Origin of the sequence: Nonomuraea sp. NPDC050733, from assembly GCF_040654215.1 — a bacterium.
Classification (GTDB): domain Bacteria; phylum Actinomycetota; class Actinomycetes; order Streptosporangiales; family Streptosporangiaceae; genus Nonomuraea.
The window spans coordinates 82,982-106,301 of sequence record NZ_JBFAHO010000022.1 but is presented as its reverse complement, the minus strand read 5'-3'; the positions used below and the strand labels follow the sequence as shown (position 1 = coordinate 106,301).

General features: G+C 71.6%; 18 protein-coding genes and 1 tRNA gene. 6 read left to right on the top strand and 13 right to left on the bottom strand.

Annotated elements, in window-relative coordinates; translation table 11 throughout:
- Positions 1-15 precede the first annotated feature (15 nt).
- From AB0H64_RS28810 to AB0H64_RS28770, 9 genes are all read right to left on the bottom strand, one after another.
- Positions 16-975 (bottom strand): LysR substrate-binding domain-containing protein, encoded by a 960-nt coding sequence (locus AB0H64_RS28810; protein ID WP_357630616.1) that lies wholly within the window; start codon positions 973-975, stop codon positions 16-18.
- 154 nt (positions 976-1,129) lie between these two features.
- Positions 1,130-1,303 carry a CsbD family protein gene (locus tag AB0H64_RS28805; protein WP_357630614.1) on the bottom strand — a complete coding sequence of 58 codons (174 nt, stop codon included), beginning with the start codon at positions 1,301-1,303 and terminating at the stop codon, positions 1,130-1,132.
- Between the two features lie 214 nt (positions 1,304-1,517).
- A complete protein-coding gene (locus AB0H64_RS28800) occupies positions 1,518-2,519 on the bottom strand; it encodes a fatty acid desaturase (RefSeq protein ID WP_357630611.1) in 1,002 nt (333 codons plus the stop codon).
- Between the two features lie 19 nt (positions 2,520-2,538).
- Entirely contained in the window at positions 2,539-2,850 is a 312-nt protein-coding gene (locus tag AB0H64_RS28795; RefSeq protein ID WP_357630608.1) for a UBP-type zinc finger domain-containing protein, read from the bottom strand.
- Positions 2,851-3,134: 284 nt separating this feature from the next.
- Complete coding sequence (locus AB0H64_RS28790) at positions 3,135-3,395, bottom strand: hypothetical protein (protein ID WP_357630605.1); 261 nt, start codon at positions 3,393-3,395, stop codon at positions 3,135-3,137.
- Complete coding sequence (locus tag AB0H64_RS28785; RefSeq protein WP_357630602.1) at positions 3,392-3,763, bottom strand: DUF4031 domain-containing protein; 372 nt, start codon at positions 3,761-3,763, stop codon at positions 3,392-3,394. Before AB0H64_RS28785 ends, AB0H64_RS28790 begins: the two co-directional genes overlap by 4 nt.
- Positions 3,760-4,539: an HAD family hydrolase gene (locus AB0H64_RS28780; RefSeq protein ID WP_357630599.1), complete on the bottom strand. Its 780-nt coding sequence runs from the start codon at positions 4,537-4,539 to the stop codon at positions 3,760-3,762. Before AB0H64_RS28780 ends, AB0H64_RS28785 begins: the two co-directional genes overlap by 4 nt.
- Positions 4,540-4,558: 19 nt before the next feature.
- Complete coding sequence (locus AB0H64_RS28775; protein WP_357630596.1) at positions 4,559-5,728, bottom strand: cytochrome P450; 1,170 nt, start codon at positions 5,726-5,728, stop codon at positions 4,559-4,561.
- 211 nt (positions 5,729-5,939) lie between these two features.
- A complete protein-coding gene (locus AB0H64_RS28770; protein WP_357630593.1) occupies positions 5,940-7,112 on the bottom strand; it encodes an ROK family transcriptional regulator in 1,173 nt (390 codons plus the stop codon).
- A 174-nt stretch (positions 7,113-7,286) separates the two neighbouring features.
- On the opposite strand from AB0H64_RS28770, the gene AB0H64_RS28765 reads away from it, so the two are divergent.
- Genes AB0H64_RS28765 through AB0H64_RS28750 form a run of 4 tightly spaced genes read left to right on the top strand, consistent with a single transcriptional unit; the run spans position 7,287 to position 12,512 of the window.
- Positions 7,287-8,597 carry a sugar ABC transporter substrate-binding protein gene (locus AB0H64_RS28765; protein WP_357630590.1) on the top strand — a complete coding sequence of 437 codons (1,311 nt, stop codon included), beginning with the start codon at positions 7,287-7,289 and terminating at the stop codon, positions 8,595-8,597.
- The gene (locus AB0H64_RS28760; protein ID WP_357630587.1) at positions 8,594-9,508 is read left to right on the top strand and encodes a sugar ABC transporter permease; all 915 of its coding nucleotides are present in this window, start codon (positions 8,594-8,596) and stop codon (positions 9,506-9,508) included. The genes AB0H64_RS28765 and AB0H64_RS28760 overlap by 4 nt, the downstream gene beginning before the upstream one ends.
- Positions 9,505-10,362 carry a carbohydrate ABC transporter permease gene (locus tag AB0H64_RS28755; RefSeq protein ID WP_357630584.1) on the top strand — a complete coding sequence of 286 codons (858 nt, stop codon included), beginning with the start codon at positions 9,505-9,507 and terminating at the stop codon, positions 10,360-10,362. The genes AB0H64_RS28760 and AB0H64_RS28755 overlap by 4 nt, the downstream gene beginning before the upstream one ends.
- A 41-nt stretch (positions 10,363-10,403) precedes the next feature.
- Positions 10,404-12,512, top strand: a complete 2,109-nt coding sequence (locus AB0H64_RS28750; protein WP_357630581.1) for an alpha-galactosidase — start codon at positions 10,404-10,406, stop codon at positions 12,510-12,512.
- A gap of 118 nt (positions 12,513-12,630) precedes the next feature.
- Here the strand turns inward: AB0H64_RS28750 and AB0H64_RS28745 are convergent, their stop codons facing one another.
- Together AB0H64_RS28745 and AB0H64_RS28740 are read right to left on the bottom strand one after the other, a co-directional pair.
- Positions 12,631-14,010, bottom strand: coding sequence for an SMI1/KNR4 family protein (locus AB0H64_RS28745; protein WP_357630578.1), 1,380 nt, complete (start codon positions 14,008-14,010; stop codon positions 12,631-12,633).
- A 53-nt stretch (positions 14,011-14,063) separates the two neighbouring features.
- On the bottom strand, positions 14,064-15,323 hold the full coding sequence (locus AB0H64_RS28740; RefSeq protein ID WP_357630574.1) for a hypothetical protein: 1,260 nt from the start codon (positions 15,321-15,323) through the stop codon (positions 14,064-14,066).
- 154 nt (positions 15,324-15,477) lie between these two features.
- Here AB0H64_RS28740 and AB0H64_RS28735 point away from each other — a divergent pair, with 154 nt between their 5' ends.
- Positions 15,478-15,939, top strand: coding sequence for a cupin domain-containing protein (locus AB0H64_RS28735; RefSeq protein ID WP_357630572.1), 462 nt, complete (start codon positions 15,478-15,480; stop codon positions 15,937-15,939).
- A 193-nt stretch (positions 15,940-16,132) separates the two neighbouring features.
- Here AB0H64_RS28735 and AB0H64_RS28730 read toward each other — a convergent pair whose 3' ends face one another.
- Entirely contained in the window at positions 16,133-22,042 is a 5,910-nt protein-coding gene (locus AB0H64_RS28730; RefSeq protein ID WP_357630569.1) for a DNRLRE domain-containing protein, read from the bottom strand.
- Between the two features lie 334 nt (positions 22,043-22,376).
- A tRNA-Val gene (locus AB0H64_RS28725) sits at positions 22,377-22,448 on the bottom strand.
- A 441-nt stretch (positions 22,449-22,889) separates the two neighbouring features.
- Between AB0H64_RS28725 and AB0H64_RS28720 the strand changes: the two genes are divergently transcribed.
- Positions 22,890-23,306 carry an SsgA family sporulation/cell division regulator gene (locus AB0H64_RS28720; protein WP_175594684.1) on the top strand — a complete coding sequence of 139 codons (417 nt, stop codon included), beginning with the start codon at positions 22,890-22,892 and terminating at the stop codon, positions 23,304-23,306.
- The last annotated feature ends 14 nt before the right edge of the window (positions 23,307-23,320 follow it).

The window sequence follows — 23,320 nt, the reverse complement described above, 5'->3', positions numbered from 1 at the left end:
TCCGTTCACGCGTCCTCAGGCGATCTCGTCGCCCTGGCGCAGAAGCTGGGGAACGTCCGCGAACGGTCCCGGCTCCGCGGGTCGCAGCCAGCCGAGCCGTTGAGCGAGTTGTCTCGCGCTGTTGATGACGGCGGCGAGGTGGGACGAGGGGTTGGCGTCGTGCCACAGGAGCGACCAGCGGTAGTGCGTGACGGGCTCGGTCAGGGGCCGCCAGATGGTGCCCGGCCGGTTGGAGCTGCGGAAGGAGGAGGGGACGCAGTGCACGCAGCGGTGCTGGAGCACGAGGTCGGCGGCGGCGCGGGTGCTCTCGACGGTTCCCTCGTAGAGGGTGGGCGCGAATCCGGTCGAGCGGCACAGCTCGACGACGAACCGGTTGAGCTCCGGCGTCTGCTCTTCCTCGCCGAGCAGCAGAAGCTCGTCGGCCAGGGCGGCGACGGGTACGCCGTCCATGCCCGCGAAGCGGTGGCCCTCGGGTACCAGCACGCCGAGCGGATCGAGCCGGATCAGCCTGGACGTCACCACGGTCAGGGTCGCGGAGGCGGGTCCGATGCCGATGTCGAGGCGGCCGTCGGACAGTTGCCGGTACTGCTCGGGGGTGCTCGCCTCGACCTGGTGGATCGTGATCTCCGGATGACCGCGCTGGAGCTCGCGGAGGATCTGCGGCATGGTGTCGTAACCCGCGTCGATGATGCCGACGCGGAGTGTGGGTGATGACGCCACGGCGTTGCGTGCGGCCTGCGTGGCCCGGCTCACGTGGTCGAGGATCTGACGCGCCTCGACGAGGAAGGCGGCGCCGGCCGGGGTCAGGTCGACGTGGTGGGTGCTGCGGTCCAGCAGCCGCACCCCCAGCTCGCGTTCGAGCCGCTGCACCTGCTGGCTCAGGGCGGACTGGACGATGTGCTCCCGGGCCGCGGCCCGGCCGAAGTGCAGCTCCTCAGTCAGCGTTACGAAATAGCGCAGCTGACGTAGCTCCATGCCCGCCCCCTCCCCCGACTGGGCGGCACCGAACCGGGCCGTCTTCCACCACTTTAGGTTTCCTCATGCGATGTGGAGCCCCGGGGAAGGTTCTGGCTCTCACGGGGCTGCGGCTCGCGGCCTGGGCCCGCCGGAGCGGCCCGCCGAAGAGGGATCAACGTCTGAAGGCGTCCTTGATCTTTCCACCGGCCTGCTTCAGGTTGCCCGCGACCCGATCGGCCCTGCCCGCGCTCTGCCGGCTCCGGTCGCCGGTGGTGCGGCCGAGGCGCTGCCTGGCCCAGCCCTTGAGAGCCTGGAGCTTGTTGCCGATTTCCCATCTCATGCTCATCGCGCTTTCCCTTCACCGCCCGGCTCGGCCGTCGCCCGGGGGAACCCCAAGGCGGCCATGACCTCGTGCGGGCGGATAATCGCCGCGATCAGCGGCTTGGAGCCTCAGTGTGCTCCCCGGCCCGGCAGGGGGAAACGAGCGTCATCGGCTCCGGTTATCACCCGAACCGATGACCGCTCGGGCCATGCCAGGGGCGGCCCGTAAGGGACACGGGTCACTCCCGGGACGGGGCGCGGGCTTGCCGGAGGGGTTCGGCGCGGCGGCGCTGGATGCGGCCCGGATCGGGCCAGTGCACGTCGGTGGCCCAGCCCAGCCGTTCGAACAGGCGGATCAGGCCGGCGGACGGGTCGATCTGGCCGCGCCCGAGGCCGTGACGGGCGCAAGTGGGCTCGCTGTGGTGGCCGTTGTGCCAGCTCTCGCCGAAGGACAGCAGGGCCAGGGGCCACAGGTTGGTGGAGCGGTCGTGGCGGCGGGTCCTGAACGGCCTGCTGCCGATGACGTGGCACAGGGAGTTGACGCTCCATGTGACGTGCTGCAACAGCGCGATGCGGACCAGGCCGGCCCACAGGAAGGCGGTCAGCCCGCCGTACAGGGTGCCCGTGATCGTCCAGCCGGCCAGGAACGGCAGCGCCAGCGACAACGCGCACAGCGCGGGGAAGGCGCGCGCCACCCGGGCCATGGCCGGGTCGGCCAGCAGGTCCGGGGCGTAGCGCTCAGCTGAGGTCGTGTCGTCGGTGAACATCCAGCCCAGATGGGCGTGGGCAAGCCCCCGAAGCTGCCCGCGCAGGCTGGTGCCGTACCGGTAAGGAGAGTGCGGATCGCCCGGCCGGTCGGTGAAGGCGTGATGGCGGCGGTGCACCGCCACCCAGTCGATGACGTTGCCCTGGAAGCTCATCGACCCGGCCACTCCCAGCACCACCCGCAGCCATGGCCGGGCGGTGAACGAGCCATGGGTGATCAGCCGGTGGAACCCGACCGTCACCCCCAGCCCGCTCACGGCGTAGAAGCCTGCGGCCAGCAGCAGGTCTGCGAGCGCGATCCCCCGCCCCCATGCCAGGAAGATCGCGATGCCGAGCGCGATGAACGGCAGCACGACGATCGCCGTCATCAGCGCCACCTGGCCCCGGCCGGCCGGGGCGTGGTCTTCCGCCCCGGGGAACGGTGAGGCCCCGTCATAGTCCTGCCGGTGTCTCGCCGGCTGTTCAGCGATGGTCACGGAATCTCTCTCATCTCGCTCACACGCTCCGCCGGTGGACGTAGCACCAGCGCCAGGTCGAGCGTGGTTCCAGGGCGGCCGCCACCGGGTGGTCGGTCTCCTGGTAGTGGGCGCGGGCGTGGCCGCCGTGCGAATCGTCGGAACAGGCCACCCACCCGCAGGTCAGGCACATCAGCAGGCGCGTCCAGGCCCGGCCCTGGGCCAGACACTGCGTGCATTCGTGTTTCCCGGGCTCCACGGCCGGGAGCAGGTCGATGTGATCGCAGCGCGGCTCCTGGCCGTTCGGACCGGCGCGCGCGGCGACGTTCGTCCCTTCTGCACCCAGGGTCATCGCGACCCCCTCACGGTGACAGCGGCGCAAGCTGCGCCGACTGATCACCCACCAGTCAACACGACCGGCGGATCAGCGGAAACACCCGATCCCAGCAAGCCTCATCTCCAGCGCCGATAGCGAACCTGGGGGCGTTGCCGTGGGGCTCACCCACGGCAGCGTCCCCGCTGACGCCGGGGCAAGCGCCGAGATCCCCAGGCCGGTTCCCGTGACCCGTACCAGCGTGGCCTGCGCTGACGGCGAGCGGCCGCTCCTCCCGCGGGCCGGTGAGTGACGCCCGGCCGTTACGAGCCCCTCCTGACGAGCGCCTGCTCGGCCTCGGCGCTGAGCAGCCGCGCGGCGGCGGCCACCTCGGCGAGCCGGCCAGGCGTCATCGCCTCCAAGCAGGTGGCGAGTCGCCGGAGGTCACCGCGCCGAGCCATGCTCAACGCGTCGTGAAGGGCGAGCGTGAACGAGGCTGCGCCGATCTCCCTCAGGACAAGGGCCAGGGCCTGGTCCACGTCATCGTCCGGAACCGGGGACTGTGGGGGTCGGGCGTCCGTCATCGTTCACCTTTCCTCGAGGTGCCCGGTCTCCGGGCATCGGATCCCTGGAACCGGTGATCACGGACGGTGATGAACCCGGTCGCCTGATCAGCCGGGGGCACGGGACCGCGGCGCTTGCGGCGGCGCAGGCCCGAGTCGATCAGGCGGCGCAGCAGCTCCCGCGAGCTGACCGCCTGGGCCCCGAGCTCGACGGCCCGCCCGTGGACCGTCTCCGGCACGTCGTAGTGGTCGCGGTCGAAGGCGCGCCCCGGCACCCCGAGCAGCGCGGCGAAGGCGTGCAGCTCCTCCAGGGAGTGATCGCTGACGAGGTGCGACCACATGAGGCCGCGCGGGCCGGGCCAGTTCGGGGGGTCGATGAGCACGGTCACGTGCTCAAGGGTAGGACCCTCCCGCGCACGGTGAGCTCGTCCAGGTCGGCCACGACCACGTCCGCGCCGCGCTCGCGCAGCTCCTCACCGCGGCTCGCCTGCTCCGCCCCCTGCTCCGGTGCGGGGCGACCGACCGCGACGACCAGGCCGAAGCCGGCCTTGCGGGCGGCCTCCACGCCCGGCAGCGCCGCCTCGGCCACGGCGGTGCGCGCCGGGGGCACGGCCAGCCGGCGGGCGGCCTCCAGGAACAGGGCCGGGTCGGGCGGGCCGGGCAGGTTCATCAGGGCGGCGTCGTGGCCGTCGACGAGCACGTCGAACAGGTGGGTGACGGCCGCCGAGGTGACCAGCTTGCGGCCGTGCAGGCTGGCTGAGACGGCCGCGGTGCGCGCGCCCCTGTGGCGCAGCTCGTGAAGCAGCGCCACCGTGGAGGGGAAGGCGGCGACGCCGTACTTGTCCACCTGGGCGACGAACAGCCGGTCCTTGGCCCGGCCGAGCCCGTGGATGGTCGGCTCGCCCGGCTCGTCGTCGGGCGAGCCCTCCGCCAGCTCCAGGCCGCGCGAGGCGAGGAACGTGCGGATCCCGTCGAGGCGCGGCCGGCCGTCGACGTGGCGCAGGTAGTCGTCCCTGATGTCGAAGGGCGCGGAGCGGCCGCGCAGGAAGGCGTCGAAGACGTGTTTCCAGGCGGCCGCGTGGCTCTGTGCGGTGTCGGTGACCACGCCGTCCGTGTCGAACACGACGGCGCTCACCGCGGTCAGGTCGATGGCGGGCTCGTTCACACTTGTGAACGTAACCCGATTACCAGGCGACGGGTAGCTTCTCCACGCCGTGGACGATGGACAGCGCCCTGAACGGCACCTCGCCGGCCACGTGCAGGCCGGGGAATCGGCGCAGCAGCGCGGGGAACGCGATGCGCATCTCCATCTGGGCGAGCGGCGCGCCGATGCAGCGGTGGATGCCGTGGCCGAAGGCCAGGTGGGAGCCGGCCGTGTCACGGTACGGCTTGACCTCGTCCATGTCGTCGCCGAGGCTCGGGTCGCGGTTGGCGGCGGTCAGGGAGCAGAGGACCATCTCCCCCTTCTTGACGGTGTGGCCGTACAGCTCCAGGTCCTCGCGGGCGAAGCGCGGGAAGGCGACCTGCACGACCGTCATGTAACGCAGCAGCTCCTCGACCACCTCGTTGACGTGGCCGTCCACCTCGCGCACCTTGGCCGCCTGCTCGGGGTTCTCCAGCAGCCAGAGGGTGCCGAGCGACAGCATGCTGGTGCTGGTGTCGTGGCCGCCGGTGAGCAGGCCGTCGGCCATGCTGGCGAGCGTGCGGTCGTCGAGCTCGTCGCCGTGCTCGCGCAGCAGCCGGCCGAGCAGGCCGTCGCCGGGATCGAGCCGCTCGCGGGCGACGAGGTCGGTGAGGTACGTCATCGCGTCGTTGACGGCCTGCAGGGACGCCTCGGGGCCGGCGGTGAGGTCGAAGCGGTTGGTGCTGATCCGCAGGAAGTCGGCGCGCTCCTCGTACGGCACGCCGAGCAGCTCGCACACCACCAGCGACGGGATGGGCAGCGCGAACGACTCGACCAGGTCGGCCGGTGAGCCCGCGGCCTCCATCCTGTCGAGGTACTCCTCGACCATGGCCTCGATGCGCGGCTCCAGCCGGCGCAGGCGGCGCATGGTGAACTCGGGCGTGAGATAGCGGCGCAGCCGCGTGTGCTCGGGCGGGTCGCGGAAGCCGAGGCCGCCCGGGTCCTCCTGGTTGGAGCCGAGCCCGATCACGTTGCCGAAGTCGTTGCTGAACCGCTCGTGGTCCCCCAGCACGGACCGCACGTCGTGGTAGCGGGTGACCAGGTACACGGTCTGGCCGCCCGGGATCTCCATGGGGAAGACCGGATGCTCGCTACGGATGCGGGCAAGCTCCGCCACCGGGTCGAAACCCTCCCTCATGAACTGGACGAGGGGGAACTCTGAATCTGACATCGAATCCGTCCTGTACGGGGCGTTCGCAGCTGGAGGGGGTGGGGCCACACCCCGTACCCGAGGTCCGGGTTGAGGCGGCTTGCTCCATTGTGCGCCACCGGCTCCGGCGGTGCGATGACGGATCGCGGGCCGCTCACGCAGCCAGGGATCAGGCGAAGACCCCCCGGTGGCGAGATTGACCCGCGCCTGGCGCACGAGGGGGTCGCGCGGTCTAGTCGCTGCCGGTGACGAAGCTCTGGATGGCGACCACCGCGCCGCCGCGGGCCCATTCGCGAAAGTCGTCCGCCTCGATGATCACGTCGGCCGAGTCCGGCACGCCGCGCCGGTTCGCGCTCAGGGCCCGGTAGAGGTCGTCCTTGGCGACGCGGGCCAGCTCGACGCCTTCGCCGGCCACGATCACCCTCTTGACCATGGAGAGCGTCGCGATGTGCGCGATGAGCCTGCCGAGAGCGTCCGCGGCCTCGCCGACGACGCTGAGGCACACCTTGTCCCCTCCCGCGGCCAGGCGCATCACCTCGTCGTACGTCACCGCTCGCCGAAGGCCTTGTCCGGCGGCGGTCACGATCGACTCACTGGACAGGTACGCGGCGGCGCAGCCGCGGTGGCCTTCCGGGCACATCGGCCCGCCGCCGTTCAGCACCAGGTGGGCGAACATGCCGAGGTCCGCCTCGGTCGCGGCCACCAGGTGGTCGTGCACGACGAGGGCGTAACCGATCCCCGCCCCGATCGAGACGAGCGCGAAGTCGCGCAACCCGCGGGCCGCCCCGAACCAGTGATGCTGGTGGCCCAGCGCCGCCACGTCGCTCTTGACCACGCACGGGATGCCCAGAGCCTGCTCCAGCAGCGACTTGAACGGCACCCGCCGCCAGCCGAGATACGACGAGTCGACCAGTCGCCCACCGCCGAGCTGGACCGCCGAGCGCCCGTCGCCGCCGAGCGTGACACCGGCGCCGACGGGCGGTTTCCCGCCGCCGGACAGCTCGTCGAGCAGCCGCCTGGCCTGGCGGCACACGGCCTCGGGAGTGTGGTCGGAGATCGGCTCGTCGCGGGCCGCGACGATCTGGGCGCGCAGGTCGGTGACGACGGCGTGGACGTGGTCCGCGGTCAGCTTGACGCCGAAGAAACGGTGCTCGCCCGCGGCCACGTCCAGGGGGCGGGTCGGGCGGCCGTTGACCGGGTCGTGCACCACGTCGCCCTCGACGAGGAGTCCGGCGTCGACCATGGGCTTGGTCAGTCTCGTCAGGCTGCCGGTCGACAGGCGCAGGGTCCTGGCCAGCGCGGTCCTGGACGCGGGGCCGTGGATGATCAGCTCCTTGACGATGGAGCGCGCCGCGTCGGGCAGGTCGTCCCACATGCCGGACCAGCTCCCGGACTCAAGCTCCATCAGGCTCCGGCCCTCCCACGTTGGCTTTGTCGCGAAACTAGCATGTCCATCCGACTGTCGCATCTGCACCGCAGAATCCCTGAAAAGTGCGGATAGGTAGTGACATAGCTCTCACCTTGTCTCTAGGTTGGCTTTGTTGCGAAGCCAGGTCGCTTCGCAGTGAAGGAGGCACGGATGCGTATCTCAAGGCTCGGCGGCTCCATCGCGGCGCTCGGCACGGCCGCCGTCCTGGCTGCCTGCTCCTCGGGCACGCCCGGGGGCGCCGGCACGCCGGCGGCGAACACCGGGCCGGTCACGCTGGAGTTCTGGTGCTGGGGCTCGCCCCAGAAGGCCAACGTCGAGGCGTTCAACAAGGCCCACCCGAACATCCAGGTCAAACACACCGACGTGGGAGGCGGCACGGACACGGCGACCAAGCTCCTCACGGCGAACCGGGCAGGCAACGGCCCCGACGCCGCCTGCATGGAATACGACACCCTGCCTTCCCTGATCGTGGCCGGGGCACTGGCCGACATCTCCGCGTACACCGGCGACATCAAGGATGCCTTCAGCCCGGAAGTGTGGAACCTGACCAGTTTCGACGGCGCCGTCTACGGAGTGCCGCAGGACGTCGGCCCGATGGTCCTGGTCTACAACAACAAGCGCTTCCAGGAGCTGAAGATCGAGCCGCCCGCCACCTGGCAGGACTTCGCGAAGGTCGCGGCGGACGTGCGCAAGAAGGACCCGGAGGCCTACCTCGCGACCTTCGCGCCGGCGGAGTTCGGCAACTTCGCCGGGCTGGCCCAGCAGGCCGGCGCCTCCTGGTGGAAGGTCCAGGACCAGACGTGGACGGTGGGCATCGCCGACCAGGCCTCCCTTGAGGTGGCCGACTTCTGGCAGGGGCTCATCGACAAGGACCTCGTCAAGGCGGAGCCGCTGCTCACCCCCGAGTGGAACAACAAGCTGAACAAGGGCAAGATCCTCACCTGGCCGAGCGCCCTGTGGGCGCCGGGAGTGCTGTACGGGATCGCGGAGAAGCAGGCGGGCGACTGGGCCATCGCGCCTCTCCCCCAGTGGAAGGCGGGCGACGACCGGGTGGCCTTCCAGGGCGGCTCCGCGTTGACCGTCACCAAGGCCTCCAAGCATCCCGAGGCCGCGGCGACGTTCGCCAAGTGGATGAACACCAACAAGACGGCGTACGACGTCCAGATCTCCCTGGGTGAGTACCCGGCGTCGCTGGCCGGGCAGAAGGCCGCGAGCAGCAGTCCGCCGCCCAAGCTGACGGCGAACCAGAAGGACTACTGGGACATCGCCACGAAGGCGGCCCAGCGCACGATCCCGCACATCAGCTGGGGTCCGAACGTCAACACCGCCAAGAGCGCGTACCAGGACGCCCTCTCCGCCGCGATCAAGAACCACACTCCGCTGAGGGACGCGCTGACCAAGACGCACAACCTCGTGGTGCAGGACATGAAGGCCACCGGCTTCAAGGTCGCGGGCCCATGACCGCCGTGACCGGGGCCGAGCGCAGATCCCGGGCGCCGTACCTGTTCGTCGCGCCCGCCGTGCTGCTCTTCCTGGCCTTCCTGGCGATCCCCATCGGCTACGCGATCTACCTCAGTGCGCGCGGCCTGCGGCTGACCGGCAAGGGCGTCTTCGGCACGCGCGAGGAGGCCTTCGTCGGGCTCGACAACTACGTCAGCACGCTCACCGACCCCGAGTTCTTCGCCGGCTTCGGCAGGCTCGCCCTCTACGGCCTGTTCAGCGTGCCGCTCACCCTCGGGCCGGCGCTGCTGTTCGCGCTGCTCCTCGACCACGCCGGGTCGCGGGCCAGGAGGTTCTCGCGCACCGCGATCTTCATCCCGTACGCCGTCCCGGGCGTGACGGCCTCGCTGCTGTGGGGCTTCATGTACCTGCCCTCGACCAGCCCGTTCAGCTACCTGACCCGGGAGCTGGGACTGGGCGAGATCCCGTTCCTGGGGGCGGGCGGCATCTACCCGTCGCTGGCCAACATCGCGGTGTGGGGCGGCGTCGGCTTCAACATGATCATTATCTTCACCTCGCTGCGCGGCATCCCGTCGGAGCTGTACGACGCGGCGCGCATCGACGGAGCCTCCGAGTGGCAGATCGCCTGGCGGATCAAGATCCCGCTGGTGGCGCCCGCGCTGGTGCTCACCGGGCTGTTCGCGCTGATCGGAACGCTACAGGTGTACGGCGAACCGACCACCGTGAGACCCATGACCACGGAGATCTCTCAGGACTGGGTGCCCTTGATGCACATCTACCGCAACGCCTTCATCAGGGACGACCTGCCGCTGGCCTCGGCCGCCTCCGTCCTGCTGGCCGCAGGCACCCTCGTGCTCTCGGTCGTGCTCCTGAAGGTCACCCAGAGGCGCGCCTTCGGAGGCATGCAGTGAGTGCCGCCGGCCACGTGCTCCCGCACCGGCGCGCCCAGATCCTTCCCACTCTCGTCCTGCTCCTCGGCTCGGTCTACTGCCTGGTGCCCGTCGCCTGGGTGCTCGTGGCCTCGACCAAGTCGAGCGGCGAGCTGTTCTCGACGTTCACCTTCGCCCCGGGAACGGGCCTGCTGGACAACCTGGGCGATCTGTTCACCTACGGGGGCGGCCTCTACCTGCGGTGGGCGGCCAACAGCACCCTGTACGCGGTCGCCGGCTCCGCGGTCTCGACCCTGATCTCGACGCTGGCCGGGTACGCCCTGGCCAAGTACGAGTTCCGCGGCCGGAGCATCCTGTTCTACGCCATCCTGGCCGGCGTCCTCGTGCCCGGCATGACGCTGGCCATCCCGCAATACCTGATCATGTCCGAGATCGGCCTGGTGGGCGGCTACTGGTCGGTCCTGTTGCCCGGCCTCATCTCGCCGTTCGGCATCTACCTGGCAAGGGTGTACGCGATGGCGTCCGTCCCCGACGCGACGATGGAGGCGGCCCGGATCGACGGGGCCGGCGAGCATCGCATCCTCGCCTCGATCGGGCTGCCCATGATGATGCCGGGCATGGTGACGATCTTCCTGCTGCAGTTCGTCGGGACCTGGAACAACTTCCTGCTGCCGTACATCATGTTGTCGGACGAGACGAAGTTCCCGATCACCGTGGGCCTCTACACCCTGCTCAGCAAGGGCTCGGGCCAGCCCGCCCTGTACGGCATCGCCATCGTGGGCGCCGCCGTGTCGGTGATCCCGCTCATCGCCCTGCTGCTGCTCCTGCAGCGCTTCTGGCGACTCGACCTGCTCAGCGGAGGGCTGAAAGGCTGACGCAGCGCACGACCTCCACTTCGCCTCACAGAAAGCCGTTCATGCAGATCCTTCACTTCAGGGCCGCCGGCGTGTCCGTGGTCATCGAATGCCCGTCCGACGCCCTGCCCGCCATCCTGCACTGGGGGCCGGACCTGGGCGTGCTCGACGACGAAGCTCTGGCGCACCTCGCGGCCGAGCTGCGCCCCCGGCCGGACAACACCGTCGACGTGCCCGTACGGACTTCGCTGGTGCCGGAGGCCCGTACCGGCTGGATGGGCATGCCCGGACTGTCCGGCCACCACCAGGGACAGAATTGGTCCCCCGCCTTCACCAGCGTCACCTACCAGCAGGCCGGGCAGACCCTCACCGCCACCGGCCGGGACGAGCACGCCCGCCTCACCCTCACGATCGTCGTCGAACTCGACCGCTCCGGCCTTCTCCGCGCACAGGCGGACCTGCGCAACCAGCACGAGCTGCCCTACACCCTGGACGCGCTGAATCTCGCCTTCGCGGTCCCCGGCACGCCCACCGACCTGCTGGACCAGGCCGGACGATGGGCCAAGGAACGCGTCCCCCAGCGCCGCCCCCTCACCGTCGGCACCCACCTGCGGGAGAACCGCCGCGGCCGGACCGGCGCCGACGCCGCCACCGTCCTGCTGGCAGGCACCCCCGACCTCGGCTTCCAGCGGGGCGAGGCCTGGGGCCTGCACGTCGGCTTCAGCGGCAACCACCGTCACTACGCCGAACGCACCTCCACCGGCCGCACCATGCTGGGCGGCGGTGAGCTGCTGCTGCCCGGCGAGATCATCCTGCCGCCCGGCGAGACCTACCGGACGCCGTGGCTCTACGCCACCTACGGCCGCGGCCTCGACCAGGCGGCCCGCCGCTTCCACGACCACCTGCGCGCCCGTCCCTCCCATCCGTCCTCGCCCCGGCCCGTCGTGCTCAACACCTGGGAGGCCGTCTACTTCGACCACGACCTGGACCGTCTGTCCAGCCTCGCCGACCGCGCCGCCCGGGTCGGGGTGGAGCGGTTCGTGCTCGACGACGGCTGGTTCAACGGCCGCCGCAACGACCGGGCCGGACTCGGGGATTGGCACGTCGACCAGGAGGTCTGGCCCGGCGGGCTGCATCCGCTGGTCGACCGGGTCAGGAAGCTCGGCATGCAGTTCGGGCTCTGGCTCGAACCCGAGATGATCAACCCGGACTCCGACCTGGCCCGCGCCCACCCCGACTGGATCGTGCGGACCGGCGACCGCCTGCCACCGCCCGCCAGGCACCAGCAGGTCCTGGACCTCACCAACCCCGAGGCCTACGCCTGCATCAAGGAACGGCTGCTCGCCCTGATCAGCGAGTACGACCTCGACTTCGTCAAGTGGGACCACAACCGCGACCTCGTGGACGCCGGCTCCACTCTCCGGGCCGGCCGGGCCTCCGTGCACGCCCAGACCCACGCCGTCTACCGGCTGCTCGACGAGATCCGGGCCGAACACCCGCGCCTGGAGATCGAGTCGTGCTCCAGCGGCGGGGGGCGCGTGGACCTCGGCATCCTGCAACGCACCGACCGCGTCTGGGCCAGCGACTGCATCGACCCGGCCGAGCGCCGGCAGATCATGCGCTGGACCGGACAACTGCTGCCGCCCGAGCTGATCGGCAGCCACATCGGCGCCGACCGCTCCCACACCACCGGCCGCCGGCACGATCTGCCCTTCCGCGCCGCGACCGCGTTCTTCGGCCACTACGGCATCGAATGGGACCTCACCACGCTCACCGACGGCGAGCTCGACGACCTGGCCGCCTGGATCGCCCTGCACAAGCAGCACCGCCACCTGCTCCACACCGGCGCCATGGTCCGCGTCGACGACGCCCCCGAGAGCGTGCAGGCCCATGGCGTCGTCGCCGCCGACGGCACCGAGGCCATCTACGAGATCGCCATGGTGGACCGTCCGTCCACCTGGCCACCGGGCCGCATCCGGCTGCCCGGCCTCGACCCGGCGACCGTCTACTCGGTGCGTCCGCTCATGCCCGTGACCACGCACGGGACGGCCCCGGCCTGGATGGGCGACGGCTTCGCCCTGCCCGGCTCGGCGCTGGCCGGCTCGGGCATCGCCGTGCCGCCCCTGTTCCCGGAGGAGTCCGTGCTGGTCCACGTCATCGCCACACGCTAGTGGCTCGGCACCGGTGAACCCGTCCGGCCGACGCCGTCACCATGAACCGAAGCCCATAGTGGTCAAGGTTTCGGCCGCATGACGAAATGCGGGCGCCGGCCGAGCGCGCCACGGCTGACTAGGCGACGGGGCCGAGGTCGCCTTCGAGGACGGTCCGGGTGATCGGGGGGCGGCCCCAGAGGGCGAGGAGTTCGTTGGCGATGGCCACGATCGGCAGCGGGTGCCGATCGCCGTGCACCTCGATGGCGGCAGCCGACAGACCGCGCGGGACGGCTCCGGCGTCGAGGAGGGCGCGCCACTCCTCCGGCCCGAGCGCCAGGAACTCCAGCCTGGTCAGCTTGGCGATCTCCAGAGGGTCGGCGAGCGTGCCGGGGTAGGCGGTGAGGGTCCGCAGGCGCGGCAGGCCGGTGACGGGGGCGAGGCTGAGCGGCTCACCGTCCCGGACGCCGATGCTCAGGACCTCCAGGGCGGGGTGGACGGCGGCGTGGACGCTCGTCAGGCTCCGGATGTTGACCCTGGCCACGGCCGGCGGCTGGTCACCGTGACCGCCGGAGTGCCAGTCCCCGCGCCGGTTCACCACCAGGTCAGTGAGGGAGCCGGCGAGCAGGTCGGCGCCGATCTCGTCCTCGTGGCCGATCACGATGATCTGTCCCAGGTCTCCGCCTGGGCCGGGTGTCAGGTCGACCGCGATCCGGTCGCCGCCGCCGTTGTCGCCGAAGACGATCCAGCCGGGAGAGCCGACCAGCCCCTGCACCACGGCGTCGGGCGGGGTGACGACCGCCGCCGTCGCCCCGAACCGCCACGGGCACGGACGGGAGGCCGCGTCGGCGATGTACAGGGCATCCAGGGGGAACAGCTCGCAGCCGACCGCCTCGACGACGCGGCCTGCCGCCGCGTGGTCGTCGCCCCAGTCCTCCCATCGCCCCCGGGTCACCCGGTAGAGCGTCTTGAGCTCGTCGGGCAGCGTGACGCCGAGGCGCGCCTCCGCGGCGGCGATCTCCGCCTCGGTGGCGCCGGTGGCGCCGGGGATCCGCTCGCGGAGCGTCCGTTCCAGCAACGCCAGATCCACCGACGGGGCCGGCACCGCCCCGGGCACCGGCTCGGGAAGGCGGCGCCAGGGCTCCGGCACGGCGCCCTCGACCAGGATGAGCGAGCCCGGGTGCGGCCCCAAGCCGGCCTCCACGGCGGGGCCGGCATCGAGGAGGTGCAGCACGGTCCGCCCGGCCGGCCGGATCTCCGCCACGAACGAGACGTCGTCGGCCCCGGCGTCCACGAGCGCGCTCTGCACCCGCCCCACCGCGTCGAACTCCTCCCGCATGTCCTCGGCCTGGAGGGCCTGGCCGGGCCGCGGGAATCGCCGCGGCAGCGGCACACTCCATGCGTGGCGGCCGATCCGTCCCGCCACATGGCCGCCCGGGGCGGCCGACCTGTCCACGTTGCCCGCCCTCAGGAGCCGCAGCAGCGGCTCCCAGGTCATGAAGTCATGCAGCGAGGGCAACGGAGTCCTCCGGAGTCGTTCCGACGATCGTGGTAGGGACGATATCGCGCCGCTCAGCGGCTGAGCCGCCACAGCGCCGCCCGCCCTTCCCGGGGAGGGTTCCGGACGACCGCGCCGAGCGCGTAGATCGTGCCGTCGCGCGCCGCCAGGTCGTACACCCGCGCCTGGCCGCCGTCCCGCACGGGAAGGGACTCCCGCGTCCACCGCCCGCCCGCCAGATGCCACAGGCTGCTGCGCGGACCGTCGTCCCGGTCCGTGACGGCCCACAGGCCACCGCTTCCGTCGGGCACCGCGTCGCCGAAGCCGGGCTCTCCCGTCGGTCCCCACAAGCACGTCCACACGCCGGAGACGTTGCGCATCGCCATGGGCCGGGCCGGGAAGACGTCCTCCAGGTCCTCGCGGTCATGCTCCAGCCACTGGAAGCTCCCGAGCACCCAGAACTCGGCGGGACCGGTCCGCACCGCCACCCGCGGCAAGCCGGTGCCGTCGTCCCCGTGCTGCGGCTCGGCGTCCGGTGGCAGCTTCAGCTCCGGCAACGGCACGTCCTGCCAGGCGCGCCCGGTCCACCGGGCGACGCGCGACTTGTCGCTGTCCGTGTCGTCGGGGGGCAGCTCGCCCACCACCCAGGGCTCGTCGTCGGTGCCGGCCAGCGTGCGGGCGGGCGCGGGCAGCGGGGCCGACTGCCACCGGGTGCCGTTCCACCGCATCGACCGGTCTCCGGCCACCACCCACGGCCCGCCGGCCGAGGTCCGCAGGCTGTCCGAGGCCGGGTGCAGGTCGAGCGGCGCCGTCCGCCACGCCGTGCCGTTCCAGGCCGACAGTGTCCTGGGGCCGTAGGTGCCGTCCTCCTTGCCCGGCGCGTGGGTCACGATCCAGGCCGCGTCGCGGGAGACGGCCGACAGCGCCTGGTCCGCGCCACGGGCACCCGGCACCTGCGGCAGCCGGGTCCACGCCCGGCCGTCCCAGCGGCGGGCCGCCAGGTGGTCCCCCATGGCGTCGGGCGTGCCGTGGAATGCCCACAGCGTGCCGTCCGACGTGACGGTGCCGTCGGACAGGTAGCCCTGTGAGTCGTCGAGCGAGACCAGCCGCCACCCGGAGCCGCGAACCTCGACCGGCCGCAGCTGGTCGGCCGCCCGGGGTGCCCCGGGGCAGGAGCCGGGCGTGACGGTGGCGGGCTCGGCGACCTTGTCGGCCAGCACGGAACCGCCGGCCGGCCCGGAAGAGCTCGCGCGGGGTTCACCGGCCGGGCGCGAGCCGGCGCAGGCGGTCGCCCCCAGCACCAGTACGGCCAGCGCGGCAGTCGTTCGCCTCACGTGCGATCCTCACCCCGGGAGACGTGCGAGAGATCACATTATGCCCTCGGCGGGCCATGCTGTCGCGAGCGGATCGGCGACGGAGGAGCGAGACTGGCCTGACCGGCGCGGGAGCCGTCAGGCGCCCGCTCGTGACCGCCAGGAGGAGAGAGAGTTGAGCGTCGTTCTTCCCGAAGACCCGTTCCACCGCAGGCTGCACCACGTGGCGCCCACGGGCCTGACCTCGGAGACCGCGCAGACCGGCGGCATGCACAGGCGCGCCGCCATCAGCGGCGCCACCGTCGGGTCGAGGCGGTTGTGGATGGGCCAGACCCACGTGGCGCCCTCGACCGTCTCCCTCAACCATCACCACGGCGATTCGGAGACCGCGATCTACGTGGTCAGCGGCACCCCGTCGTTCGTGTTCCTCGACCTGGACGCCGAGGAGCCGCACGAGGTGCGGATCGATGCGAAGCCGGGCGACTACATCTTCGTGCCGCCGTTCGTCCCCCACCGTGAGGAGAATCCGGACCCCGACGTGGAGGCGGTCGTGGTGATCGCCCGGAGCTCGCAGGAGGCGATCGTGGTCAACCTGCCGGACCTCAGGTGGGAAGGCCCGGTCCGGCCGGCGGAGTGACGACCGGCCGCAGCCGGCTGGTCTCAGCCCGCTCCGGAGACCTCCGCGCCGGCGGGAGGCCGGGCTGGACGGATTCCGAGGGTCAGCCGATCCGGGCCGTCGCCCGAGGTGCCGGCCGTAGAGAGACACGTCCTGGAAGTGCCTTTCCTGGCTTGGAAAGGCACTTCCCTGGCCCTTCATCCACCCAGGTGTGTCACCGGTGTACGCGACGCCACCAGTGGCGGCCCCGCCATCCCACGCGGCCGATGCCGTACAACGCACCGGACAGACCGCCGATCGCGCTGTTCTCCCAGTACGCCCTGGCGCAGCCGCTCAGGGTGCGCCTGCGGAGACAGCTGTAGGTGCCGAAGCCCACGCCGACGATGAAGGATCCCCGGCTGACCCAGCGCCGGCCGCTGCTCGCCCACCGGTGGACGAAACCGCCGAAGCCCCTGCGGGTGTTCCAGCCGTACCGGAACGCCCGGTAGTGGACCTTGGCCCGGCGCCACGCGTGCCGGGCCTTGTGGCGGAGCTTGCGGCACCAGCCGCAGCCCCACTTGCCGTCCAGGTCTGTGCAGTTGACCGGGTCGCCCGAGCAGTACTCGTAGGCGTTGGCGCTGCCGCCCGGCACCGGGTCCAGCTGCAGGAACCGGCCCAGCGACGGATTGTAGAGCCGCACGCCCATGAGCATCGTGCCGTCCAGGGTGTCGGCGGCGCGCTGCTTGCCGCCCAGCCAGCCGTACCTGCGGGCCGGGCCGCGCGCCACCCCGTACTCGTCGGCGTCCACGACGGTGGCGGTCTCGGTGCCGGGCGTGTACTCGGTGCCGACGTCGCCGTGCAGCGTGGTCAGTTGCAGGCGGACGTCGCCGTTCGCCGCGGTGATGGCCACCAGGTCGCCGTCGAAGCCGGAGACGTTCCTGAGCACCTTGCCGCCGGGCTCGGCACTCCAGCGCGGCGAGTCGCCGTCGGACCCATAGTGGTTCACGACGGTGCCGGCCGCGGTGGCGGTGGACCTGAACCGGTCGGCCGGGTCCAGCGCCCAGGTCATCGCCTGGCCGCCCACGGTCTGCCGGCGGGCCAGGTCGTTGACGTGGTAGTCGAACGTCGTCCCGCCCGGCAGGGCGGTCGTACGGCCGAGCGCGTCGTAGCGGTAGCCGTCGCCCACCAGCCGGTCCCCGGAGTCGTAGGCGTAGGAGGTGATCGTCGCCGCGGCGTCGTCGGCCTCCGGGCACGTGTCCGCCTGAGACTGGGTGGCCAGGCGGGTCCGGTTGGAGTTGTCGTCGAAGGCGTAGCGGCGCAGCGTGCACACGCCGCCCGCCGACTCCCTGGCGGAGGTCAGGCGGCCCGCCTTGTCGTAGCCGTAAGCCCGCTCGTACCCTGCGTCGCCGCGCGCGTCCGCGGCCCACTGGCCGTGCACCGACTCGGTGACCTGCTCGCTCAGCACGGGCTGGTCCAGCCCGTCCTTGGTGTAGACGCGCGAGACGTCGGCGCCCGTCTCGTCGTCGGTCACGCTCAGATGCACGCCCCCGGGCAGGTCGCCGGAGGCGAACTCCCCGTCGGCGTCATAACGGGCGGTGAATGTTCCCGCCACCGAGTCCGTCATCGTCACCGCCAGGCCACGCGGCTCGGCCGCGATGTCGTAGCCGTAGGTGACGGTGGACGGCGCGGAGTCGGTCACCTTGGCGGTCCGGTCGAGCAGGTCGTACTCCGTTCTGGTCACCCCGCCGTCGGCGTCGGTGTAGGACATCCGCCGGCCGAGCCGGTCGTAGGCGATGACGATCCGCTCGGTGACGTTGCCCGCGGCGTCCAGGCGCTGCTGCTCGGCCACCTGGCCGGAGTCGGGCGCGTACACCGTGACCATGGCGCCCAGCGCCTCGCCGACGCCGCCGGTGATCCACTGGCGGATCTTGCGTCCCGCCGGGTCGTAGGCGGTGTTGGTGACGCGGGTGACGCCGTTGGCGGTGTCGGAGACCGTCAGCGGGTTGCCGTAGCGGTCGTAGGTGGTGACGGCGGTAGGCAGCTCGTCGGGGTTGTCGCCGCCTCCGGTGATCTTCCCGGCGGGCTCCGTCCGGCACACCAGTCCCGCCCACGCCGGCTTGCCGCCGCACGGCGCGCTGCCGGAGGCGGTGTAGTACGTGGTGATCGTGGTGGCCGCGTCGTTGCCCTTGGGCAGCACGGTCCTGACGGGGTTGCCGTCGCCGTCGTACGACGTGGCCGTCACCAGGTTCAGCCCGCCGGGGTCCTTGACGGTCTTGAGTGGCTTGCCGAGCGCCCAGTCGTACTCGGTGGCGGTCACCCGCGTGTCCCGGTCCTCGCCGCTGAGCAGGCGTGCGCTCACCTCGGTCCTCGTCACCAGGTCCTTGGTGGGCGCGTCGCCGGGACGCCCCTGGTCGTAAGTGTTGACGGTGTGCTCCCTGGCCGCCGCGGCCTCGCCGCCCACCGACACGACGTGCAGCGGGCCGAGGGTCTCCAGCTCCCGGGTGCCGTCGTCGTTGTACGTCGAACGCTTGGACAGCAGCTCTGCCCGCTCGGCCGTGGGCAGCCCGGAGATGCCGAGCTCGGCCAGGCGCGGTGAGGTGCCGAGCGCCAGCTCGCGGTTGCCCTCCGACAGCTCGCGCGCGACGTTGCCGAACTTGTCGTACTCGGTGGCCGACAGGTGACCGCCCGGCGTGAGCTGGTTGACCTGCCGTCCGTTGGCGTCGAGGTAGGTGACGGTGGCCCTGGTCCAGGAGTGGCCGTCGGGGATCTGGTCGCCGGGGAAGACGGCGGTGGCGTCGGTGGGGTTGTCGTGCTGCCCCCACGCCGCGGTGTGCTGCGGCCGCAGGTCGGCAGGTCCGCCGGCGGCCTTGTCCAGCGGCACGTTGTAGACGATGGAGGTGCGGTTCTCGCCCTCCGTCTGGTCGGCCGTGCCCGGCTTGAGCGCCTGCCTGACCGCGCTGGTCAGCCTGCCGTCGGCGTCGTGGACGAACGTCCACGGGAGCTGTCCCGGCGGGGTGAGCGAGGTGAGGCGGCCGCCGGTGTCGTAGCCGTAGGCCGTCTTGAGCGCCGGCGTGATGCGCGGGTCCCACGACTGGGCCAGGCGGCCGGCGCTGTCGTAGGCGTACTGCGCGACGGCCACGGGGGTGCCGGAGTCGCGGAACAGCACCTGCTTGACCCGGCCCGCGTAGTCGCCGCCGCCGGTCTGCGTGGCGTAGACGAGCTCCAGCACCCGGCAGCCGGGCTTGGGCGAGGGCAGCGCGCAGTCCGCGCCCGGGTCGGACACCGCGCTGGTGGGCGCGATGACGGCCTTGAGCCGCTGGGCTCCGCCCGCGGCCTCGTAGACGTAGCGGGTGATGTTGTTCGCGCCGGGCGGGGTGGTCGTGGCCGGCAGGTACGAGGTCGCGCCCGCGGGCTTGGTGAACGTGGTGACCACGCCGTCGGCGTCCTTGAGCGTGTAGGAGCCGGTCAGCGTCAGGTCCTCGGCGCCCTCCTCCGGCTTCCAGCCGTCGCGGGTCTTGGTGAACTGGATGGGGGTCCCGTCCACCAGCGTGACCTCGACGGAGCTGGCGGAGGTCTCGCGCAGCGCCGCGTACTCGGAGTCGGCGACGTCCGACACGCCGCCGGCCGACCATTCGGGGCCGAATGGGGACGCCTGCGAAGCGATCCTGGCGCCGGCCTTCGGGTCGCGCGAGGAGATCGTCCTCGACAGCGCCAGGCCGAACAGCTCGGCCTCGCTCTCCTCCACCCGGAAGTCGCCGGTCAGCAGGTTGACGCTGCCCGGCCCCACGTTCTGCGTCTGGGCCCCCGACGCCTGCCGATCCGCGACCACGTCGGCGGCCGGCGTGCTCGCCGAGTCCGCGGCGTTGGCGAACACGGCGCGGACCTGGACGGCACCGTCGCCGCCGAGCTGGTCGACCAGGTTCCAGGTCAGCCCGGACACCGTCGCGGTGCCGTCGGCGACCTTCGCCGCGACCGGCCAGGCCGTCAGCGGCTTGCCGTCGGTGCCGAGCACCTGGGCGGCGGGGATGTCGGCCCAGTCGTCGGTCGACGCGCGCCGCCACTGGAAGGTCACCCGGTCGTACTCCCCGCGCCCGGTCGCGGCCAGCTCGGCGCGGCGGGCCGTCCGCGTGCCGTCGGCCGGCGCGGCCAGCGCGCCCGCCCCGACGTTGAAGCGGTACGTCACCGCCTCCGAGGCGTTGCCCGCCCGGTCCAGCGCGTAGGCCGTCAGCGAGTGCGGCCCCGCGGCCTGCGGGGTCACCGTGAACGTGACGGCCGCGCCGGTCGTGGCCGCCGTGGCCGTGTCACCGTCGTCGAGCCGGTAGGCGATCTTGACGACGTCGGAGTTCGCCGGCGTGGCGGTGAACGAGGCCGGCTCACCCGTGTCGCCGTGCCATCCGGAGTCCGGGTGGGAGCCGCTGGTCAGCTTGGGCAGGGGCGGCCGCGTGGTGTCGACGGTGAACTGCCGGGACTGCACCTGCTTGGAGTCCAGCGAGCCGTCGTTGGTCCAGCCCTTGAGCGTGTAGGTGCGGCCGTTGGCCAGCTTGCCGGCCGGGACCGCGGCCTCCGAGAAGCCGCCGGAGGCCACGTACGTGCCGTACAGGCCGGTGATGACCGCCGTGCTGCCGTCGTACACCTCGAACTTGGCGCGGACGTTGCCGCCGTCGGCGTCGCCGACGTGGGCGAACAGCCGCGGCGTCACCGTGCTGGTGGCGAGGACGCCGTTCACCTCGCTGTTCGGGCTGGTCCAGACGGAGAGCGGCGTGGTCGGGTAGGAGTTGTACGTCACCGCGATGTACGGCGGGTGCGAGGCCGCGTTGCCGGAGTTGAACCGCTTCCATCCGTACGGGTCGGACTCGTCCGAGGCGCGCAGCCCCATGCCGGACTTGGCCCAGCCCTTGTCCGCCCAGTACTGGGCCAGCGACGCGACGTTGGCACTGACCCAGCCGTCGGCGCAGCTGGAGCTGAACCCCTTGGTCTGGCTGGAGGTGGCGTACTTGCCCGCCATGGCGGGGCCCGGGTATCGGCTGGAGGTGGAGGCCTGGTCGGCGCTCCACACCTCCCAGTTCTTCGCCGTGCACGACCAGGAGTGGAAGTTCCACAGGTTGAGCGTGGCGGAGAGGATCTTCCGCCCGGCCAGGCCGGAGGTGTTCCAGGTGATGAACGACTTGGCGATCTGCCCGCTGCCGTTGTTGCCGAGCTTGAGCTCGGTGGAGGCGGAATTGTCGGTGTTGTAGCCCTGCTGCACGAACGTGTCGAACACCTCGCCCACGTTGACCGACGGGTCGACGGTGACCGGGTAGGCGGTGGCGGGGTCGTTCAGGAAGGCCGGGTCGGGCGTGAGCACGAGGTCCTTGCCCGACACCTCCATCTTCACCGGCGCGCGATGCGGGTGCTCGCCGGAGGACTGGTCCACCCGCGCGTCCCACATCACGGGCGCGGGCACGGTCGCGGCGACCTTGCCGCCCTTGCCCACCAGTTCGACGCCGCCGTCCTTGGCCTGGCGGGCCGTGAGCCCGGGGGCGTCCAGCCTGAGCCGGTAGGAGAGCGGGGTGGCGGGTCGCTGCTTGACCAGCAGGAACTGCTCGGCGCCCGTCCTGGTCGCGGTGACCGTCAGGTCGGCGCCGGGCAGCACGCCGGGGTAGGTGACGGTCTCGCCCGACACCTGCGGCGACGGGAGCGCGCCCGGCCAGCGCAGGGTCACGCGGGCGTCCCCGGCGGCCACGCTGATCAGGTCGGTCCCGGCGGTCGCGGCCTGCTTGGCGCCGCGGCCGCCGCCGATGCGCAGCGCCCTGCCGTGCGACTTGGGGGTCACCGTGCCGTCGGCGGCCGTCGTGAGCGCGAGGTCGACGGGCTTCCACCCGGCGCCGTCGCGCACCCTGACCGGCCCGGCGAACATCTCCTCGGTGAGGGAGCCGTCGGAGTTGGCGTAGGTGGAGGAGGTCTCGGTACGTGCCGATTCGATCTCGACCCGCTTGCCGGTGAGCCGGGCGGTGAGCCTGGCCGAGCTCTCATCGGGCGCGCTGCGCCCGGCCGGAGCGGTGGAGGGGTCGGCCGGGACGGCCGCCGATGGGGGTTGGGGGGAGGGGGTGTCTGCGTACGCCGTGGGAATGTCCGCGACGGTTACGGCCAGCCCTACGGACAGCACAGCGGCGATGGCCCGGTCTGCCGGGGTCGTCCGACGGACGCGGGCGCGGTTCAATGCCACTCTTCGGTCTCCGATTCGCGCACCTCTGAGAGAGGTATGACCATCGATGCGGCATGATCGTAAGAGCCGTGATCAACAGGGGGAACGGGCGGCGAGAACCGTTAAGCTCCTTGCCGGTTGCCGTTCATATTCGGTAGCGGCACGAGCGGTCGCGGCGACTGTCGGTGACGCCGACGATCGGCGCGCCAGGCCGGCCGCGGGTCCTGGTCACTCGGTCAGGCATCCAGAAGATCAAAAAAGGCCGCTTCCGGATCGGAAGCGGCCTTTGAGCCGGTGGGCGATACTGGGATCGAACCAGTGACCTCTTCGGTGTGAACGAAGCGCTCTCCCGCTGAGCTAATCGCCCGCCCTGGCGGCCCCTTGCGGCGCCGACGGGAAAACCATACCGCACTCCGGGACCACCTGGCGAAGCGGCGGCGCGCCGGGAGGCGGACTGGGACGGGGATTCGAGGGAAAGGGGGTGGTTGCCCATCGGCGGAGCGGGTCGGTGGCATACCATCGACGTGTTCCGGTAGGAGCCGATCGTGATCTTTTCTCCGGAAACGTTCATGAAGGATTACGCCGGAGCCGACCTGAGGGCGCGCAAAGCCCTCGCAAATACCAGCCGACAGATGCCGTTTGGCCAGATAGATGCCCGAATGTCCAGCTGTGAGGTGCGTTACAGAAGGCCCTGGAAGCGGAATCTTTCCTACAGGTTTCTTCGTTCCGCGTCATAGCTCAGGACGAAGTCCGTCAGAGCAGTGAAAGCCCCGAAGAGGGGACCTACGACGAAAAGGTTTGGCTGACGATGAACAGCACCACCGTCTCCGCCGAGCTTGGCCTTCGGCTTGTGGTCCCCGACCGAACGACCGTCCCCCTGCTCGCCGGGCTCAGCTACACCGCCGACGACCCGTACGCCATCCGCATGGCCTTCCACGTGGGGAACGACGAACCGGTCGAGTGGATCTTCGCCAGGGAGCTGCTGACCGTCGGCATCGTGCGCCGCGTCGGCGACGGCGACGTGCAGGTGTGGCCGGCACGCTCCGACGGCGAGCGCACCCTGCACATCAGCCTGACCTCCCCGTTCGGCCAGGCGCTGTTCGAGGTGCCGCTGACGCCCCTCACCGAGTTCCTGCACCGCACGTACGAGAAGGTGCCGGCCGGTCGCGAGACCGACTTCATGGACCTCGACGCCGAGCTGACCAACATGCTCTGGCCCTCCTGAACCCCCAGGACCCC

What these genes read in the sequence shown, in the direction of transcription:
- AB0H64_RS28810 (WP_357630616.1), bottom strand. Translation starts at nt 975, where the DNA reads ATGGAGCTACGTCAGCTGCGCTATTTCGTAACGCTGACTGAGGAGCTG.
- AB0H64_RS28805 (WP_357630614.1), bottom strand. Translation starts at nt 1,303, where the DNA reads ATGAGCATGAGATGGGAAATCGGCAACAAGCTCCAGGCTCTCAAGGGC.
- AB0H64_RS28795 (WP_357630608.1), bottom strand. Translation starts at nt 2,850, where the DNA reads ATGACCCTGGGTGCAGAAGGGACGAACGTCGCCGCGCGCGCCGGTCCG.
- AB0H64_RS28790 (WP_357630605.1), bottom strand. Translation starts at nt 3,395, where the DNA reads ATGACGGACGCCCGACCCCCACAGTCCCCGGTTCCGGACGATGACGTG.
- AB0H64_RS28775 (WP_357630596.1), bottom strand. Translation starts at nt 5,728, where the DNA reads ATGTCAGATTCAGAGTTCCCCCTCGTCCAGTTCATGAGGGAGGGTTTC.
- AB0H64_RS28770 (WP_357630593.1), bottom strand. Translation starts at nt 7,112, where the DNA reads ATGGAGCTTGAGTCCGGGAGCTGGTCCGGCATGTGGGACGACCTGCCC.
- AB0H64_RS28765 (WP_357630590.1), top strand. Translation starts at nt 7,287, where the DNA reads ATGCGTATCTCAAGGCTCGGCGGCTCCATCGCGGCGCTCGGCACGGCC.
- AB0H64_RS28760 (WP_357630587.1), top strand. Translation starts at nt 8,594, where the DNA reads ATGACCGCCGTGACCGGGGCCGAGCGCAGATCCCGGGCGCCGTACCTG.
- AB0H64_RS28750 (WP_357630581.1), top strand. Translation starts at nt 10,404, where the DNA reads ATGCAGATCCTTCACTTCAGGGCCGCCGGCGTGTCCGTGGTCATCGAA.
- AB0H64_RS28720 (WP_175594684.1), top strand. Translation starts at nt 22,890, where the DNA reads ATGAACAGCACCACCGTCTCCGCCGAGCTTGGCCTTCGGCTTGTGGTC.